At 65.3% G+C, this 16,971-nt stretch carries 21 protein-coding genes; 15 read left to right on the top strand and 6 right to left on the bottom strand.

Features of this window, described 5'->3' with window-relative positions; all coding sequences use genetic code 11:
* Positions 1-38 precede the first annotated feature (38 nt).
* Entirely contained in the window at positions 39-1,220 is a 1,182-nt protein-coding gene (locus SPO_RS16990; RefSeq protein WP_011049037.1) for a phosphoserine transaminase, read from the bottom strand.
* A 362-nt stretch (positions 1,221-1,582) separates the two neighbouring features.
* On the opposite strand from SPO_RS16990, the gene serB reads away from it, so the two are divergent.
* From serB to SPO_RS16970, 4 genes are read left to right on the top strand one after another with little or no spacing between them, the layout of a single operon-like run.
* Positions 1,583-2,461: a phosphoserine phosphatase SerB gene (gene serB, locus SPO_RS16985; RefSeq protein WP_044028732.1), complete on the top strand. Its 879-nt coding sequence runs from the start codon at positions 1,583-1,585 to the stop codon at positions 2,459-2,461.
* Positions 2,462-2,504: 43 nt separating this feature from the next.
* A complete protein-coding gene (locus tag SPO_RS16980; RefSeq protein WP_044028730.1) occupies positions 2,505-2,834 on the top strand; it encodes an ArsR/SmtB family transcription factor in 330 nt (109 codons plus the stop codon).
* Positions 2,822-3,256 (top strand): SRPBCC family protein, encoded by a 435-nt coding sequence (locus SPO_RS16975; protein WP_011049034.1) that lies wholly within the window; start codon positions 2,822-2,824, stop codon positions 3,254-3,256. Before SPO_RS16980 ends, SPO_RS16975 begins: the two co-directional genes overlap by 13 nt.
* Positions 3,257-3,292: 36 nt before the next feature.
* Positions 3,293-3,607, top strand: coding sequence for a YciI family protein (locus SPO_RS16970; RefSeq protein WP_011049033.1), 315 nt, complete (start codon positions 3,293-3,295; stop codon positions 3,605-3,607).
* A gap of 6 nt (positions 3,608-3,613) precedes the next feature.
* On the opposite strand, the gene SPO_RS16965 is transcribed toward SPO_RS16970, so the two are convergent.
* Positions 3,614-4,612 carry an asparaginase gene (locus SPO_RS16965; protein WP_011049032.1) on the bottom strand — a complete coding sequence of 333 codons (999 nt, stop codon included), beginning with the start codon at positions 4,610-4,612 and terminating at the stop codon, positions 3,614-3,616.
* A 181-nt stretch (positions 4,613-4,793) separates the two neighbouring features.
* On the opposite strand from SPO_RS16965, the gene SPO_RS16960 reads away from it, so the two are divergent.
* The 4 genes from SPO_RS16960 (at position 4,794) to SPO_RS16945 (ending at position 7,569) form a co-directional block, all read left to right on the top strand.
* Complete coding sequence (locus SPO_RS16960; RefSeq protein WP_011049031.1) at positions 4,794-5,333, top strand: invasion associated locus B family protein; 540 nt, start codon at positions 4,794-4,796, stop codon at positions 5,331-5,333.
* Positions 5,334-5,368: 35 nt separating this feature from the next.
* Positions 5,369-5,755, top strand: coding sequence for a lysozyme inhibitor LprI family protein (locus SPO_RS16955; protein WP_011049030.1), 387 nt, complete (start codon positions 5,369-5,371; stop codon positions 5,753-5,755).
* 169 nt (positions 5,756-5,924) lie between these two features.
* Complete coding sequence (gene rlmN / locus SPO_RS16950) at positions 5,925-7,106, top strand: 23S rRNA (adenine(2503)-C(2))-methyltransferase RlmN (RefSeq protein WP_011049029.1); 1,182 nt, start codon at positions 5,925-5,927, stop codon at positions 7,104-7,106.
* 79 nt (positions 7,107-7,185) lie between these two features.
* Complete coding sequence (locus SPO_RS16945; protein ID WP_044028728.1) at positions 7,186-7,569, top strand: phage holin family protein; 384 nt, start codon at positions 7,186-7,188, stop codon at positions 7,567-7,569.
* 2 nt (positions 7,570-7,571) lie between these two features.
* Here the strand turns inward: SPO_RS16945 and SPO_RS16940 are convergent, their stop codons facing one another.
* A complete protein-coding gene (locus SPO_RS16940; RefSeq protein ID WP_011049027.1) occupies positions 7,572-8,687 on the bottom strand; it encodes a cystathionine gamma-lyase in 1,116 nt (371 codons plus the stop codon).
* A gap of 237 nt (positions 8,688-8,924) precedes the next feature.
* Between SPO_RS16940 and SPO_RS16935 the strand changes: the two genes are divergently transcribed.
* Positions 8,925-9,134, top strand: coding sequence for a hypothetical protein (locus SPO_RS16935; RefSeq protein ID WP_044028726.1), 210 nt, complete (start codon positions 8,925-8,927; stop codon positions 9,132-9,134).
* Positions 9,135-9,149: 15 nt separating this feature from the next.
* Here the strand turns inward: SPO_RS16935 and SPO_RS16930 are convergent, their stop codons facing one another.
* Entirely contained in the window at positions 9,150-9,992 is an 843-nt protein-coding gene (locus SPO_RS16930; RefSeq protein ID WP_044028724.1) for an LOG family protein, read from the bottom strand.
* Positions 9,993-10,080: 88 nt separating this feature from the next.
* On the opposite strand from SPO_RS16930, the gene SPO_RS16925 reads away from it, so the two are divergent.
* From SPO_RS16925 to SPO_RS16900, 6 genes are all read left to right on the top strand, one after another.
* On the top strand, positions 10,081-11,001 hold the full coding sequence (locus SPO_RS16925) for a threonine/serine dehydratase (protein ID WP_011049024.1): 921 nt from the start codon (positions 10,081-10,083) through the stop codon (positions 10,999-11,001).
* Between the two features lie 45 nt (positions 11,002-11,046).
* Positions 11,047-11,646 (top strand): GntR family transcriptional regulator, encoded by a 600-nt coding sequence (locus SPO_RS16920; RefSeq protein ID WP_011049023.1) that lies wholly within the window; start codon positions 11,047-11,049, stop codon positions 11,644-11,646.
* A 123-nt stretch (positions 11,647-11,769) separates the two neighbouring features.
* Positions 11,770-12,357 (top strand): biotin transporter BioY, encoded by a 588-nt coding sequence (locus tag SPO_RS16915; protein ID WP_011049022.1) that lies wholly within the window; start codon positions 11,770-11,772, stop codon positions 12,355-12,357.
* Complete coding sequence (gene bioB / locus SPO_RS16910) at positions 12,350-13,306, top strand: biotin synthase BioB (RefSeq protein ID WP_011049021.1); 957 nt, start codon at positions 12,350-12,352, stop codon at positions 13,304-13,306. Before SPO_RS16915 ends, bioB begins: the two co-directional genes overlap by 8 nt.
* Before the next feature lie 96 nt (positions 13,307-13,402).
* On the top strand, positions 13,403-14,230 hold the full coding sequence (gene dapD, locus SPO_RS16905) for a 2,3,4,5-tetrahydropyridine-2,6-dicarboxylate N-succinyltransferase (protein WP_011049020.1): 828 nt from the start codon (positions 13,403-13,405) through the stop codon (positions 14,228-14,230).
* 73 nt (positions 14,231-14,303) lie between these two features.
* A complete protein-coding gene (locus tag SPO_RS16900) occupies positions 14,304-14,645 on the top strand; it encodes a hypothetical protein (RefSeq protein ID WP_011049019.1) in 342 nt (113 codons plus the stop codon).
* A gap of 6 nt (positions 14,646-14,651) precedes the next feature.
* Here SPO_RS16900 and SPO_RS16895 read toward each other — a convergent pair whose 3' ends face one another.
* On the bottom strand, positions 14,652-15,707 hold the full coding sequence (locus tag SPO_RS16895) for a transporter substrate-binding domain-containing protein (protein WP_044028720.1): 1,056 nt from the start codon (positions 15,705-15,707) through the stop codon (positions 14,652-14,654).
* A gap of 168 nt (positions 15,708-15,875) precedes the next feature.
* On the bottom strand, positions 15,876-16,970 hold the full coding sequence (locus SPO_RS16890) for a Hint domain-containing protein (RefSeq protein ID WP_044028718.1): 1,095 nt from the start codon (positions 16,968-16,970) through the stop codon (positions 15,876-15,878).
* Position 16,971: the final 1 nt, after the last annotated feature.

Raw genomic sequence — 16,971 nt, 5'->3', positions numbered from 1 at the left:
GCCCTCTTCGCGAGGACGCCCGCAAGGGCGGAAGAGCGTTAGGCGGCTTGGGATTGTGCGTCGATCTCGGCCTGATAGGCCCAGGCGAGCCAGGGCAGCAGCGCCGCCACATCCGAGGTTTCGACCGTACCGCCACACCAGATGCGCAGCCCGGCGGGCGCGTCGCGATAGGCGCCGATATCCAGCGCCACGCCCTCGGCCTCCAGCCGTTTGGCAACCGCCTTGGCAAAGCCCGCGCCATCCTGGATGCGCGCATCGGTGAATTTCAGGCAGACGCTGGTATTGGACCGCGTGGCCGCATCCTCGGCCAGGTTGGCGACCCAGTCATGGGTGTCGCAGAAATCGAAGATTGCCTGCGCGTTGGCATCGGCCCGCGCGATCAGACCGTTCAGGCCACCCACCGAACGCGCCCAGTCGAGCGCCAGCAGGTAATCCTCGACCGCCAGCATCGAGGGGGTGTTGATTGTTTCGCCCTTGAAGATGCCCTCGATCAGCTTGCCGCCCTTGGTCATGCGGAAAATCTTGGGCAGCGGCCAGGCGGGAGTATAGCTCTCCAGCCGTTCCACCGCGCGCGGGCTCAGCACGATCATGCCATGTGCGGCCTCGCCGCCCAGAACCTTTTGCCAGCTGAACGTGGTCACATCCAGCTTGTCCCAGGGCAGATCCATGGCAAAGGCGGCGCTGGTGGCGTCGCAGATGGTCAGGCCCTGTCGATCGGTGGCGATCCAGTCGCCATTCGGCACGCGCACGCCCGAGGTGGTGCCGTTCCAGGTGAACACGACGTCATTGTCGAAATCCACCGAGGCGAGATCGACGATCTGGCCGTAGTCGGCGGTCTTGACCTCGGCGTCCAGTTTCAGCTGCTTCACCACATCGGTGACCCAGCCGGCGCCAAAACTTTCCCAGGCCAGCATCTCGACCTTGCGGGCACCCAGCAGCGACCACAGCGCCATTTCCACCGCGCCGGTATCCGAGGCGGGAACGATGCCGATGCGATAGTCGGCGGGGATGCCCAGAATCTCGCGTGTGCCTTCGATGGCGGCCTTCAGCTTGTCCTTGCCGATGGCGGCACGATGCGAGCGGCCCAACGCGGCATCGGCGAGCTTGGAAACATCGAAGACGGGGGGTTTGGCACAGGGGCCAGAAGAAAACCGCGGATTGGCCGGCCGCGTCAGTGGTTTACGCGCGTCATCGCGCGATGCCGTTTGTGCAATAGCCATGAATGCTATCCTTCCAGATAAGCGCCCCTCGTTGGGGAGGGGTGTCCCGCCGACAGAGCTAGTCCGCCGCATTGCGGCACGCAAGCGAAATAGATGTCGAAAATCGCCGCTTTGGCATTTGATTGCGACCTTTGTGACTACGATCGGAAACTTGCGTTTCGCAGTAAGGAAATCACGCCTCAGGGCAGGGCGCCCTGAGGCGGCATTCAGGGCGAGGCGAGATATCCAATTCTTTACAGTGGGTTAATGTGAGGTCGCGCGACGAGTGGGGTCCGATCTGAGGCGCGGGGTGCAGATTCGGCTGGGGCTGGCGGAGATTTCGCGCCTGCGATATGGCGGTTTCGACCCAAAGGAGATGCCCCATGTATGTCGCCACGCTGTTGACCAATCCCGCCATTGCCCGTCTCGACCCGGCGCTGGTCGAATCGCTGCGCAATGCCTGGGGCGGCGGCGATGCGGTTTGGCTCAGCCCGGACGAGGCGGCGGAATTCTCGCTTGCGACCCTGCCCGACAACCGCTGGCAGGTCTGGGACGATCTACAGGCGCTGGGGGTCGATCTGGTGGTGCAACCCGCCGAGGGCCGCAAAAAGCGGATGCTGCTGGCGGATATGGACAGCACCATGATCCAGCAGGAGTGCATCGACGAACTGGCCGACGAGGCCGGCGTCGGCGACCGGGTCAAGGATATCACTGCCCGCGCCATGAATGGCGAGCTGGATTTCGAGGGTGCGCTGCTCGAGCGCGTGGGGTTGTTGCGCGGGCTGGACGAGGCGGTGATCGGCCATGTGCTCGACACGCGCATCACCCTGATGCCGGGCGGGCAGGCGTTGGTGGCGACCATGCGTGCCAATGGGGGCTATGCGGCGCTGGTCTCGGGCGGGTTCACCGCCTTTACGGCGCAGGTGGCCGCGCAACTGGGCTTTGACGAGAACCGCGCCAATACGCTGCTGGCGGCTGATGGCAAGCTGACCGGCGATGTGGCCCGCCCGATCCTTGGCCGCCAGGCCAAGGTCGATGCGCTGGAGCAGATCACGGCCCGTCTGGGCCTGTCCGAGCAGGATGTGATCGCGGTCGGCGACGGTGCCAATGATCTGGGCATGCTGGGCCGCGCCGGCACCGGCGTTGCCCTGCACGCCAAACCTTCGGTCGCGGCACAATGTGAGGTGCGCATCAATCACGGCGACCTGACGGCGCTGCTCTTTGTTCAGGGCTATGCGCGCGCGGATTTCGTCACCGGCTGATCTGCCCCTTGATTTATTAACGTAAATGTTAAACAATGCGGCCATGACCCAACTTCTGGCCGCCTTTTCGGCTTTGTCCGACCCGACCCGTTTCGCCATCGTCGAGCAACTGATGGCCGAGGGCGAATTGCCCGCCGGTGACCTGGTCGAGGGCAAGGGCATGTCGGGTGCCGCCGTGTCGCGGCATCTGAAGCTGTTGCGCCAGGCCGGGTTGGTTCACCAGCGCATCAACGGCACCCAGCGGCTTTATTCCGTGGCGCCCGAAGGGCTGCGCGCGATTGCCGACTGGACGATCTCGAAACGCATCTTCTGGGAGGGCAGTCTGGATCGGCTGGCCGCCGCCATCGAAAGTGACAAGACATGGCCGACCTGAGACTGGAACGTGAATTCGCCGTCGCGCCCGAGGCCCTGTTTGCCTGGGTCAGCGATGGCGCGAAACTGCTGCAATGGTGGGGCCCCGAGGGCCTGCATGTGCCCGCCGATCAGCATGACCTCGATTTCACCCGGCTGGGGCCGTGGTTCTCGGTCATGGTGAATGGCGAAGGTCAGCGCTACAAGGTTTCGGGCCAGGTCACCCATGTGAAGCCGCCGCAATCGGTGGGCTTCACCTGGGGCTGGCATGACGATGACGACCGGCGCGGGGCCGAAAGCCATGTGATGTTCATCGTAGAACCCTGCGCCAAGGGTGCGCGGCTGATCCTGGACCATCGCGAATTGGGCGATGACGAGATGAGCCTGCGCCATGAAGAGGGCTGGACCTCGTCGCTGCGCAAGCTTGCGGCGGAACTCGCCTGATACCGACGTTTCAAAACCAAAGGAAAGGACTGCGACATGCCTATGTTCATCTTTGCCTATCACGGCGGCAAGACGCCGGAAACGCCCGAGGAAGGGGCCGAGGTCATGGCCGCCTGGCAGGCCTGGTTCGGCACCATGGGCGATGCAGTGGTCAATCCCGGCAATCCGGTTGGCCCGTCCAAGACGGTCAGCGCCGCAGGCGTGGCCGATGATGGCGGCGCCAACCCGCTTTCGGGCTACACCGTCGTGCGCGCGACTGATTTCGACGCCGCCATCAATATGGCCAAGGGCTGCCCGATGGTCGAGACGGGCAACGGCACCGTCGAGGTGGCCGAGATCATCGAGATGTGATCGGCGTCAGAACCGCATCTCGGCTGTGGCGCGGATTCTGCCGCAGTCGATGCCGCGACGGTTCAGAATGGGCGCATCCAGCCGCTTGCGGGTGGCCGGATCGGCCGGATCCAGCACGCCGAGACCGACCAGTATGGCCGCGATCGCGCACTCGCTGGCCCTTGTGGCGCCATCGACGATCTTCAGCGCCACGCCCAGACGCTGCTCGGGCAGGATGGCGACGAACACCGCCTCGGCCCCGGTCTTGATTGCCGCGCGCCCGTTCATGGCCCGCATCAACTCGGTGCAGGCGCGGCCTTCGCCCGCGACCAGTTCGGGATGCTTCATCATCGCCTCGGTCAGTTGCGCCGCTGCCTGGCTTTGCCGGTCGGACCGGTCCCGGGCCGAGGCGAACCAGGCCATGGCGCGCGCCAGCCCGGTCAGGCTGGTGGCGAAGTTGGGGGCGGAACAGCCGTCGATGCCATAGCCGGCGCTGGCCTCGCCGGTGACCTCTTCGAAGGCGGCCAGAGCGGCCTGTTGCACCGGGTGGTCGATCTCGTGATACTCGGCCCCCGCCTCCAGATGCCGACCCAGTGTCAGAAAGCCGGCATGTTTGCCGGAGCAGTTGTTATGCACCTGGCACGGGCTTTCAAAGGCGCGGATCAGCCGCTCATGCTCGGGCCGGTCGTCGGGATCCTGCGGGCCGCAGCGCAGATCGTGATCGTCCAGACCCAGTTGCTCCAACCAGTCGTTCACCCGGTGCGTATGGATCGCCGCCCCGTTATGCGAGGCGCAGGCCAGCGCCATCTGCTCGGTGCCCAGGCCGTATTTGGCAGCAGCGCCCGACGACAGCAGCGGCAGCGCCTGGATCATCTTCGAGGACGAGCGCGGATACATCACCAGCCCCGGGTCGCCCCAGCTGCGTACCACCTGGCCGCTACTGTCGCAGACCACCGCATGCCCCATATGTACGCTTTCAAGCAGCGCACCGCGCCAGAGTTCGGCCATCGGTACCGGTCGCGTCATCCTGTCCTCCCCAAGAAATCTGCGCGAATTCTCGCCAATCGCCCTTTCGTCCGTGGCGAAACCTGCGTTAATGTGTCTATGTCGGCAATCGACAGGATGCGCAAGCCAGACGGATCGGCAAAACTCCGCGAATGCATCCTGTGATGGAATTGAGGTAAAGGTCAGCTGGAGGGCTGAACAGATGGGATCGAAACTTGTCCGCGCGATTGCGGGCCTGTGTCTGGCCGCAACGGCCGCCACCACCAGCGTATCCGCGCAGCAGAGCGAAAGCACCAACCGTGTCGCGTCCAAGACCGACTGGAGCGTGTTCGTCGAGGACAACCCAACCGAATGCTGGAGCGTTTCGGCGCCCAAGGAAACCGTGAACACCCGCGGTGGCAGCGTCGTGTCGGTGCGCCGCAGCGATATCCTGCTGATGGTGTTCTTCCGGCCCAAGGCCGGGGTCAAGGGGCAGGTCACCTTTACCGGCGGCTATCCTTTCGCGCCCGGCTCGACGGTCAATCTCAACGTGGGCGGGACCGAGTTCGAGCTGATCACCGAGGGTGAATGGGCCTGGCCGGCAACCGCTGCTGACGATGCCAAGATTGTAGCCGTGTTGAAACGCGGCACCGACGCGGTGCTGACCGCCCGTTCGGCGCGTGGCACCCAGACCAAGGATACGTTCTCGCTGCTGGGCTTCACCGCCGCGGTCGAGGATGCTGAAAAACGCTGCGGCGGGTAACCTCCCGTCGCCGGCCCTTTCAGAAGGATCGCGATATGAGAGTGCTTCGATACGCAGTTGCCCTTGCTCTGGCGCCTGTTCTGACGGCTGCTGATCCCGCCCTGGAATGCTCCGATGCTGCCAGCCAGGTCGAAACCGGCGCCTGTGTCTCCGAGATGAGCGCGCGGGTCGAAGGCGCGTTGGCCATTGCGCTGGAGATCGCCCGCGGCTCGGCGGCTGAGTTGGACGAGGTTACCGGGCGCAAGATGGCTCTGCCCGCGCTCGACTCCGCGCAATCGGCATGGACCGCCTATCGCGCTGCCCATTGCGAAGCGGTTGGCGCGGGCTTTGGTGGCGGCTCTGGCACCGGCATTGCGATCACCTCCTGCCAGATCGAACTGGGCCGCGCCCGGATCGACGAACTGATGGCGATGGCGCAGTAACGCCCGCTCCTCATTTCGCCGGAGATACTCCCGGGGGGAGTGGCGCCGCCGCGCAAGCCAATCAAACGCATACCCGGTCAAACAGGGCGCGAAATCTTTTGATCTTCGCGCGCTTTCCTATATAGAGGCGCATCCATCGCCCCAGATCCCTTCAGCCGCCGAGTGCCCCATGTCCGTCAAAGCGCCGATCACCCAGGATGTCGTGACCATCCCCCGCAAGCTGCCCGAAGGCCGGATCAATCTGGTCGGGCTGACTCGCGACCGGATGCGCGAGGTGCTGATCGACCATGGCACGCCCGAGAAACAGGCCAAGATGCGGGTGGGCCAGATCTGGCAGTGGATCTATCAGTGGGGCGTGCGCGATTTCGAGGCGATGACCAACCTGGCCAAGGCCTATCGCGCGCAACTGGCCGAGCATTTCACCATCGAGATCCCCGAGGTGATCACCCGCCTGGTGTCCGAGGACGGCACCCGCAAATACCTGGTCCGCATCGCCGGCGGGCACGAGGTCGAGGTGGTCTATATCCCCGAAGAGGATCGCGGCACGCTGTGCATTTCCTCGCAGGTCGGCTGCACGCTCACGTGCTCCTTCTGCCATACCGGCACCCAGAAACTGGTGCGCAACCTGACCGCCGCCGAGATCGTGGGCCAGGTGATGATGGCGCGCGACGATCTGGGCGAATGGCCGGTGCCGGGCGCCCCCAAGGACGAAACCCGCCTGCTGAGTAATATCGTACTGATGGGCATGGGCGAACCGCTCTACAATTTCGACAATGTGCGCGACGCGATGAAAATCGCGATGGACCCCGAGGGCATCCAGCTGTCGCGACGCCGCATCACCCTGTCCACCAGCGGCGTGGTGCCTGAAATCGCGCGCACCGCCGAAGAAATCGGCTGCCTGCTGGCGATCTCCTTCCACGCCACCACCGACGAGGTGCGCGATGTGCTGGTGCCCATCAACAAGCGCTGGAACATCGAGGAGCTGCTCTCGGCGCTGGCCGCTTATCCCAAGGTGTCGAATTCCGAACGCATCACCTTTGAATATGTGATGCTGGACGGGGTGAATGACAGCGACGCGGATGCCCATCGCCTGCTCGACCATATCCGGCGCTACAAGATCCCGGCCAAGATCAACCTGATCCCGTTCAACGAATGGCCCGGCGCGCCCTACAAGCGATCATCCAACAACCGCATCCGGGCATTTGCCAACATCATCTATCAGGCAGGCTATGCCGCGCCGATCCGCAAGACGCGCGGCGACGACATCATGGCCGCCTGTGGGCAGCTGAAATCGGCCACCGAGCGGGCGCGCAAGTCGAAAAAGCAGATCGAGGCCGAGACCGGCCTCTGAGGTCGCGGCCTCTGACTTCCGTGATGATTTTCCCGGGTTGATGAGGTACTCTCGGGCGAACCGGTCCAAGAGGTGTGCCATGTCCCGCCGTCTGCTTTCGATCGCCGCGCTTCTGGCCGGCAATGCCATTGGCCTGCTGCTGGCCGCTCTGCTGCTTGACGGGTTCTCGATCGCGCCGCTGTCGCTGATCGTCGTGGTCATTGTCTTTAGCCTGATTCAGGCCCTGGCCGAACCGCTGATCCGCCGGTTGAGCCAGCGCAACCTGCCCGCGCTTCAGGGCGGTATCGCGCTGGTGGTGATCTTCGTCGGCCTTCTGGTGACCGAGCTGGTGACCTCGGGCCTGGTGGTTGGGGGCATCTCGAATCTGCTGGCCGCAACACTGCTGGTCTGGCTCGGCGCGCTGGCCGCCGGCATCCTGCTGCCGCGCTATGTGTTCAAGAGCCTGCGCGCGCCCAAGGCCTGATCTCAGAGCGCGTCCAGCGCCTCGCGCAGGGCCTGCCACAACTCCTCGAGTGGTTCGCAACCGATCGACAGGCGCACAAATCCCGGCGTCACAGCGTCACCCCAGCGTGCGCGCCGCTCTGCCGAGCTGTGCACGCCGCCAAACGAGGTCGCAGGGCGCAGCAGGGGGCAGCCATTGATGAACTGTTCCGCCTTCTCCTCGCTGCCCAGATCCAGCGAGAGCAGGAAGCCGAACCGCTGCATCTGTGCCCGCGCCAGGTTATGCGCCGGATCGCCCGGCAGGCCGGGAAAGCGCAGGGCGCTCACCGCCCGATGCCTGGCCAGTCGCGGCGCCAGGGCTTCGGCGTTTCGGCACATGCGGTCGAACCGGACCTCCAGCGTCTCCAGCCCGCGATGCAGCAGCCAGGCCTCGTGCGGGCCTGGAATCGCGCCCGAGATGCGGCGCCAATCCTCTATCGCCTGCACCAGCCCGGCATCGCGGCTGGCGACATGCCCAAGCAGCAGGTCGGAATGACCGCCCATCGCCTTGGTATCCGAGGCGACCACGATGTCGATGCCCAGATCCAGCGGCCGCTGACCCAAAGGGGTCATCGTGGTGTTGTCGCAGATGGTGATGCCGCCTGCGGCCCGTACCGCACGCGCGACGGCGGCAAGGTCGATCAGATCCAGCCCCGGATTGGAGGGCGTTTCCAGGAACACCACGTCGAAGCCACCAAACCCGCCCTCGGCAAAGCCGGCGGTGGGCCGTTCCTCGACATTCACACCCAGAGGCCGCAAATAGCGATCCGCCAGCAGCCGGGTGACGTAATAGCCATCCGCCGGGATCAACAGGCGCTGTCCGGCCTGCAACGTGGCGAACAAGGCGGCCGAAATCGCGCCCATGCCAGAGGGAAACACCCGGCAGGATGCCCCTTCGAGATGCTCCAGCGCGTGTTCCAGCGCCACCCAGGTGGGATTGTCGGCCCGGCCATAGCTGTTGCTGCCATCGGGCGTGCCCGGCAGATGATACATCGAGCTTTGCACCAGCGGCAGCGCCACCGGCTCGCCCTTGTCCAGCCCCGCGCCGCGCAGATGCAGAAAGGCACCCATCCGGGGTGTCTCGTGACCGTCGTTGCCCATTCTCGCCCTCCGTTTCCTTCGCGATCTAGCACCGCCGCGCGCACCGGCAAAGCAAAGAGATGCCCAGGTCTTCATTTCGCTCAAAAATACTCCGGGAGAGGCGCCGCAAGCGACAGGGCAGCGCCCGCCGCGTGCCAACAAAGCGGCCTGCGCCCCGAATTTTCCTCATTCGCGATGAATTTCCGCCCCGATCAACAGTCAGTTTCGAAATCAGCAACAAAGCCATGGAGGACAGAAATGGCACAGGCAGATATCGGTGGCACTATGATCGAGGCGGGGGTTCTGGACCTGCTGCAGCGCGAACGCGCCAAGGCGCTCAGCGCGCGTGAATGGAAATTCCGGCTGATGGGCTATGGCTATGCCATCAAGGACGTGCAGGGCGCGCAGGTGGTCACCCGGTTGCCGCAGGGCGTCGAACTGGGCGTGCTGCCCGCAGAATTCGCCTGATCCGACCAGACCGCCTTATCGCCCCGGGATCGCATCGCGGGGCGGCGCGGGCTCCCAGTTGTCGATAATTTCGACCGCCTCCTGAGCGGTGTCGACAAAGCGGAACAGGTCCAGATCCTCGGCCGAGATGGTGCCGGCATCCGCCAGCGCCCGCCAGTTGATCACCCGTTCCCAGAATTCGCGCCCGAACAGCAGGAAGGGCACCCGTTCCATGCGGCCGGTCTGGATCAGGGTGAGCGATTCAAACAGCTCGTCCAGCGTGCCGAAGCCGCCCGGGAAGATGGTGATCGCCCGTGCGCGCATCAGGAAATGCATCTTGCGGATCGCGAAATAGTGAAAGTTGAAGCTGAGCTCGGGCGTCACGAACAGGTTTGGCGCCTGTTCATGCGGCAACACGATATTCAGCCCGATAGAACAGCCACCCGCGTCCTTGGCGCCGCGATTGCCCGCCTCCATCACGCCGGGGCCACCGCCGGTGACGATCACCATCTCCTTGCATCCCGTTTCTTTCGACTTCTCGGTGATCAGCCGGGCAAACTCGCGCGCCTCGTCGTAATATTCCGACAGGTCCGCCAGGGTCTGGGTGCGTGCGGTGTGCTTCTGCGCCGGTTCCGGGATCCGCGCCCCGCCGAACATCACCACGGTCGAGGTGATGCCGCGCTCGGCCATCATCATCTCGGGCTTGAGCAGTTCCAGTTGCAGCCTCACCGGGCGCAGTTCGTCCCGACACAGGAAATCCTCGTCGGCAAAGGCCAGCTTGTAGGCGGGCGAGCGCGTCTGCGGCGTATCGGGCACATGGCTGGCCGTCGAGCGGTCGGTATGGGCGTCACGAAACGGGCTCTGACGGTCATCTCTCATCTGCGGGCTTCCCTGCTTGCGTCTTTGCCCCACAGCTATAGGGTTCGCGGGGCAAGCGCCAGAGGCGGCTGGTCAAGAGGGTATGAGAATGGATTGGAAAGCGGATATCGCGGCGGCGGCGGATCGGATCGCCGGGCATGTGCAAGTGACCCCGGTGATGGAGACGCGCGGATTTGGCCTGTCCGACCCGCTTTCCCTGAAGCTGGAACAGATGCAGCATACCGGCAGTTTCAAGGCGCGCGGGGCCTTTAATACCCTGCTGTCCAGCGACGTGCCCGCTGCGGGTGTGGTGGCCGCATCGGGTGGCAATCATGGTGCGGCGGTGGCCTATGCGGCCCGCGCTCTGGGCCATCGCGCCAAGATCTTCGTGCCGGAAATGGCTGGCCCCGCCAAGATCGCGCTGATCCGGGATACCGGCGCCGATCTTGAGGTGGTGCCGGGCGAATATGCCAATGCGCTGGCCCTGGCGCAGGCGCATGAGGCCGCCACCGGCGCGATGCAGATCCATGCCTATGACGCGCCCGCGACCGTTGCCGGGCAGGGCACCTGCTTTGCCGAATGGGATGCGCAGGGGCTAGAGGCCGATACGGTGGTGATCGCGGTCGGCGGTGGCGGTCTGGTCGCCGGGGCGCTGGCCTGGTGGCAGGGTGCGCGCAAGGTGGTCGCGGTCGAGCCGGAAACCTCCTGCGCGCTGAATGCCGCGCTGACCAACGGTGGGCCGGTCGATGTCGAGGTGTCGGGCATCGCCGCCAATGCGCTGGGCGCGCGGCGGATCGGCGAGATCTGTTTCGGTCTGGCGCAGGGGGGTGCCCGGTCGGTTCTGGTTCCGGACGCGGCGATTGCCGCGGCCCAGCGCGCGCTCTGGGCCGAGCGCCGGGTTCTGGTCGAGCCCGCGGGTGCAACCGCGCTGGCGGCGCTGATGTGCGGCGCCTATCGTCCCGAGCCGGACGAGCGGGTGGCGGTACTGGTTTGCGGTGGCAATATCGCCCCGGATCCCTTTGCCGGGTGATGATTGCGGCTTGTCCGGTGGCGCTGGGCATTTTATCTATAATTCATGACCGCAACCATCGCCGACACCATCTATGCCCGGCTCAGCCAGCAGATCATCACCGGCGCCCTGTCGGCGGGCGAGAAGCTGCGCCAGGATCATATCGCGCGCGCCTTTGACACCAGCCATGTTCCGGTGCGCGAAGCGCTGCTGAGGCTCGAAGCGCATGGGCTGGCGCAAAGCGAGCCGCGCCGGGGCATGCGGGTCACCGCTCTGGACCCGGCCGAAATCCGCGAGGTGATCGAGATGCGGGTGGCGCTGGAGCCGCTGGCGCTACAGCACGCGGTCCAGAATGCAACGCCGGGCGACCTGCAAGCGATTGATGTCGCACGCCTGGCCTGCGACGGGGCCGAGGATATGCCCACCTGGGAGGCGCGCAACCGCGCCTTTCACCGCGCCATCCTCACACCTTGTGCCATGCCTCGCCTGTTGTCGGCGATCGACGATCTGCATATCGCCTCGTCCCGGCATCTGCATGCCCATTGGCGGCAACGCTGGCGGCAGCGCACCGATACCGACCATGCGGCGATTCTGATGGCGATGAAGCGGCGCGATGCCGAGACCGCCTGCGACGTGCTGCGTCGGCATCTGCGCCGGGCGCTCTGACCTTCCGACATTTGCCGATCGCGTAGAAATACCCGGTTACGGATTTTTGCTTGCGAAAATTATAGATAGAAATCATGAATGCGAGAATGAGTCGAAATTTTTATCTATAAAATGGAGAAAGCGATGAAACAGACCACCGAAGCCGTCGTTGCCGGTGCCCGTGCACCCGCGTTGAGCGGGCAGATACTGCGTGTTGCGGCAGGGATCGCGATCCTGACCCTGTCGGCCCGGGTGCAGGTGCCGTTCTGGCCCGTGCCGATGACCTTGCAGGTGGCCGCCGTGATGGCTCTGGCCGCGCTTTACGGGATGCGTCTGGGGACCGCGACGCTGGCCGGGTATCTGGCGGTTGGCGCGCTGGGCCTGCCGGTGTTTGCGGGCACACCGGAAAAGGGCCTTGGCCTGGCCTATATGCTGGGTGGAACCGGTGGATATCTGGTGGGTTTCTTGGTTGCCTCTGCGCTGGTGGGCTTTGCCGCCGACCGGCTGCACCGGCTGGCGCTCTGGCCTGCGATGCTGCTGGGGCTGGCGGTGATCTATGCGCTGGGGCTGGCCTGGTTGGCGCAATTCGTGCCTGCGGACAAGCTGCTCGCCTATGGCATGACGCCCTTTGTGGCTGGCGATCTGGTCAAGGTCACGCTGGCAGCCCTGCTGGTCACCAAGCTGCCGCAAGGCTGGGCCGAGCGCCTGCGCGGGGGCGCCCGTCATGGCTGAGGCGATCCGCTCTGACTGGAGCGTGGACGAGGTGGAGGCGCTGTTGCGCCTTCCCCTGCTCGACCTGGTGGGGCGCGCCAATGGGGTGCATCGCGCCCATCACGCGCCCGATGACATCCAAAAGGCCAGCCTGCTCAGCATCAAGACCGGCGGTTGCCCCGAGGATTGCGCCTATTGCCCGCAATCGGCCCATCACCGCGAGGTCGAGCTGACCCGGGAAAAGCTGATGAACCCCGATCACGTGGTCTCTCTGGCGCGGCGGGCACAGCGGGCCGGGGCCGAACGGTTCTGCATGGGTGCGGCCTGGCGGCAGGTGCGCGATGGCGCCGAGTTCGACAATGTGCTGGCCATGGTGCGCGGGGTGCGCGCCCTGGGGATGGAGGCCTGCGTGACACTGGGCATGTTGCGGCCCCATCAGGCGCAGCGACTGGCCGAGGCGGGGCTGACGGCGTATAACCACAACCTCGACACTTCGCCCGAGTTCTATGGCCAGATCATCGGCACCCGCACCTATCAGGACCGGCTCGATACGCTGGCCTATTGCCGCGATGCCGGGATTGAGCTGTGTTGCGGGGGCATCATCGGCATGGGTGAGAGCCTGCGCGACCGCGCCGCGATGTTGCAGGTGCTGGCGAATTTCGCGCCCCATCCCGAAAGCGTACCGATCAACGCGCTGATCCCCATCGAAGGCACGCCGCTGGCGCATCGCGAGCGGGTAGGCATCTTTGATCTGGTGCGCATGGTCGCCACGGCGCGGATCATCATGCCGCTGACACGGGTGCGGCTGTCGGCGGGCCGCTCGGATTTCAGCGCCGCCGAGCAGGCGCTGTGCTTTCTGGCCGGGGCCAATTCGGTGTTTTATGGCGACGTGTTGCTGACCGCGCCCAATGCCGGGACCGGCGCCGATGCCGAGTTGTTCGCCGCCCTGGGCGCGCTGGAAACGGCCTGAGGCCGCAATCGGGCCCGGGCGCGTCGCATTGCGCCTTGGCCCGTGCTTGCGTATAGGCGAAACCAACGTGACGCATTCATCAGGGAGCAAGACCTCATGTCGAACCAAGAGCTGGAAGCCGCCATCGAGGCCGCGTGGGACGCGCGCGACAGCATTACCCCCGCCACCACCGGCGCCACGCGGGAGGCGATCGAGGAAACGCTGGCCGCGCTGGATGGCGGCGGGCTGCGGGTGGCCGAGAAACAGGCCGACGGCAGCTGGCATGTGAACCAGTGGGCCAAGAAGGCGGTGCTGCTGGGCTTCCGCATCAAGGACATGGAAATCCAGTCCGGCGGCCCGCAGGGCGGCGGCTGGTGGGACAAGGTGGACAGCAAGTTCGCCGGCTGGGGTGAAAGCCAGTGGAAGGCCGCCGGTTTCCGCGCGGTGCCCAACTGCGTCGTGCGCAAATCGGCCTATATCGCGCCGGGCGTGGTGCTGATGCCGTCCTTCGTCAACCTCGGCGCCTATGTGGACAGCGGCACCATGGTCGACACCTGGGCCACCGTGGGCAGCTGTGCCCAGATCGGCAGGAACGTGCACCTGTCGGGGGGCGTCGGCATTGGCGGCGTGCTGGAGCCGATGCAGGCCGGCCCCACCATCATCGAGGACAACTGCTTCATCGGCGCCCGCTCCGAGGTGGTCGAGGGCGTCATCGTGCGTGAAGGTGCGGTGCTGGGGATGGGTGTCTATATCGGCCAGTCCACCAAGATCGTCGACCGCGAGACCGGCGAGGTCATGTATGGCGAGGTGCCGCCCTATTCGGTGGTGGTTTCGGGTTCGATGCCCTCGACCGGCGGTGTCAGCCTGTATTGTGCGGTGATCGTCAAGCGGGTGGACGAGCGGACCCGCTCGAAGACCGGCATCAACGAGCTGCTGCGCGACTGATCACAGGGCCAACCGCCCCGGCGCATCAAGGCATGCGCCGGGGCGACAGTGCAAAGGGGGCGCCGGGCGCATCATGGCTGACAAACAGAAATCCAGGCAGCAGGTTTATACGCTGGTCGTGCAGATCGGGCGCAAGACCGGCGACGGTCTGCCCGAGGGGGCAACCGGCGCGGCGCTGATGTGTTATGCCAGTGGCGTGGACGAGGCCGAGGCGGTGCGCGAAACCGTGGCGATCCTGAAACAGGCCGATACAGCCCCGCTGGACGTCACCGGATACGGAACGCTCGAAGAGCGCGAGGCGCAGGGCCACGAGATCGACGCGGAAGAACGCGCGCTGATGCAACGGGCGCTTGAGGAGAACTCGGTGATCGTTGCGCAGATGACGCCTTTTTTCGACGACGAGGCGGCGGGCTGAGCCGGATCAGTTCCGGCGGCCGAACCACTTGCGATAAAGCTCTTCATAGGTGCCGTCCTCGCGCAGGGCGAGCAGCGCCTGATTGACCTCTTCCACCCGGGCCGAACCGGTGGGAAAGGCGATCCCGTAGTTTTCGCGCAGGAAGATTGCGCCGGTGGTGACAGCCTTTCCCTTGCCCTGATGCGAGGCATAATAGGACAGGATCGGCGCGTCGAACACGATCGCATCAAGCGCCCCGCGCTCGAAGGCGGTGATCATCTCTTGCAAGTCTGAGAATGCGGCAAAATCAATGTCGCGCCGGGTCAGGAAACCGGCGGCGGTGGACCCGTCGATCGTGCCGACCTCTTGGCCGTAGAGATCGTTGACCGAATTGACCGAACCGCTGATCGCCTCGACCGTCATCACCGAGGTGATACGCGCGGTAAACACCGACACCACGAACAGCGATGAGATCACCAGAAGGACGCCGAACAGCCGCCCAAAGGCGGTGCGCGGCACCCGTTCCTCGAACCCGCCGTTGACGACCAGGTTCAGCGCCCACCAGAAAGAGGGGAACCAGGCCTCGTGCAGCTTGCGGTCGAAATAGGGCTGCGCGCGCCGTTCAAAGTACCACATCAACATGCCGCCGGTCAGCAGGATGACAAAGGCGGCGCCGATGGCCAGGAACAGATCGCGCGACAACAAGGCCCTGAGCAGCGATGACCCGGCATTGGTTTCGGCGGGTACCAGGATCTGAAGCCCGGATTCAAAGATCGGCTGGCTGAAATCCATCTCGGTCTCGCGCGCGGCGGTGATCGAGATATTGGCGATTGCCATATCCGCCTCGCCGTCCATGACGGCGGCGAGCATGTCCGAGAACTTTTCCTTGCGCTCAAGCGTGTAGCCCAAGCCCAGCTTGTCCGCGAGCGCGGCCAGCAGGTCCATCGAGAAGCCGGTCTCGACGCCATCCTCGACAAAGGAGAAGGGCGGGCGGGTAACCGTCGTCACCTGCAGCGATTGGGCCAATAGAAATTGCGGCCAAAGTCCCAGGACCAGGCTGGCAGAGATCAGGAACTTGCGCATAAGGGTTCGGTTTCCGGTTTTCCGCCCCATACCGCAGCCGGGTCCCGCAAACAAGGTGACCCTAGGGTCAGCTTTGGCGGGACAAGGGGAAAGAACCTTCTGCCTTCCCGTATGCCGGGAGGCCAAGGGCAGGGACCGGGCCCGGCGGGACCGATCAGTGGGCGTGGCTCAGGCCACGCGCGCCTCGGCCAGGATGCGGGCATCAAAGGCGCGCAGCACGTGGTGGCGCGGGCGGCCGTGATCGGGCAGACGGCTGCGCTCGATCCCGGCCAGCACGCTGGCGGCCAGATGCAGCGGCTTGCGGTGCAGGCGCCCGATGAAGAGGCTCTCGGCCAGGGCGCCGGCGGTGATCATCGCCTCGTTGGTGGGCAACAGCAGTTGCGCATAGGTCGCGGTCAGCCTGGCACGCGCGGGCAGAACGGAATGGCCGCCGGTCAGATGGCGCGCCGGCACCAGAACCGACTCGCGGCCAAACAGATATTCGACCTCGGTCCCCGAAAGGAGCAGGCGCTGCGACGGCGCGGCCTGGATATCCTGCCGCAGTCCGAAATAGGGGCGGCGGATTGTCAGCGGCCGGGAACTGCCAAAGGCGGGCATGGTGCGGCTGACCCTGTGCAGCACCGGTACCGCTTCGCCGCTGGCCACGATCACCGTGTCGCCGCGCCGGATCTTTGACAGCGGGCGGTACCCGTCGGGGGTGGCGATCGGCGTTTCCGGATGCAGCGAGGGCATCGGGCCCACCGGTTCGATCTCGCTCGACAGGGCAAAATAGACCAGTTCGGGGGCGGCGAACCGGTGCGGCCCGTCGCGGAACAGCATCCGCAGATCGCCGATGCGCAACGGGCAGGGCGCTTCCACTTCGATCAGATGCGCGTATTCGCGCTCGTCATGTTCCAGTGCCAGCCATCCGGCCCGGGCGGGCGCGTCCCAGGCATAGCTGAGCCTCAGCGTGTCGATGCGTCCGGTATCGGCCACGTTCAGCACTTGATGCAGGACCGAGCCACCCTGATTGACGATCAGGATCAGCCCGCCCCCCGGGATCGCCTGCAGCGACAAATGGAACGGCCAGGCGCCGCCGCGTTCGAATTGCAACAGGATGCGTGGGCGCTGGGCGTTGGGCAGCCGGGTCTCGAACACCAGGGTGCCGCGCACCATCAGATCGTCTTCGTGGTCGCCGACAAGGGCGGGCGCCCCCGCCGAAGCGTCTAGACCCGCGGTGCGGAAATGTTGGGTTTCGGGTGCTGAAACGGCGATCCATCCCATG

This window comes from Ruegeria pomeroyi DSS-3 (assembly GCF_000011965.2).
In the GTDB taxonomy this organism is placed as follows: Bacteria; Pseudomonadota; Alphaproteobacteria; order Rhodobacterales; family Rhodobacteraceae; genus Ruegeria_B; species Ruegeria_B pomeroyi.
The sequence above is the reverse complement of the archived record's forward strand: the minus strand, read 5'-3'. Positions and strand labels throughout refer to the sequence as shown.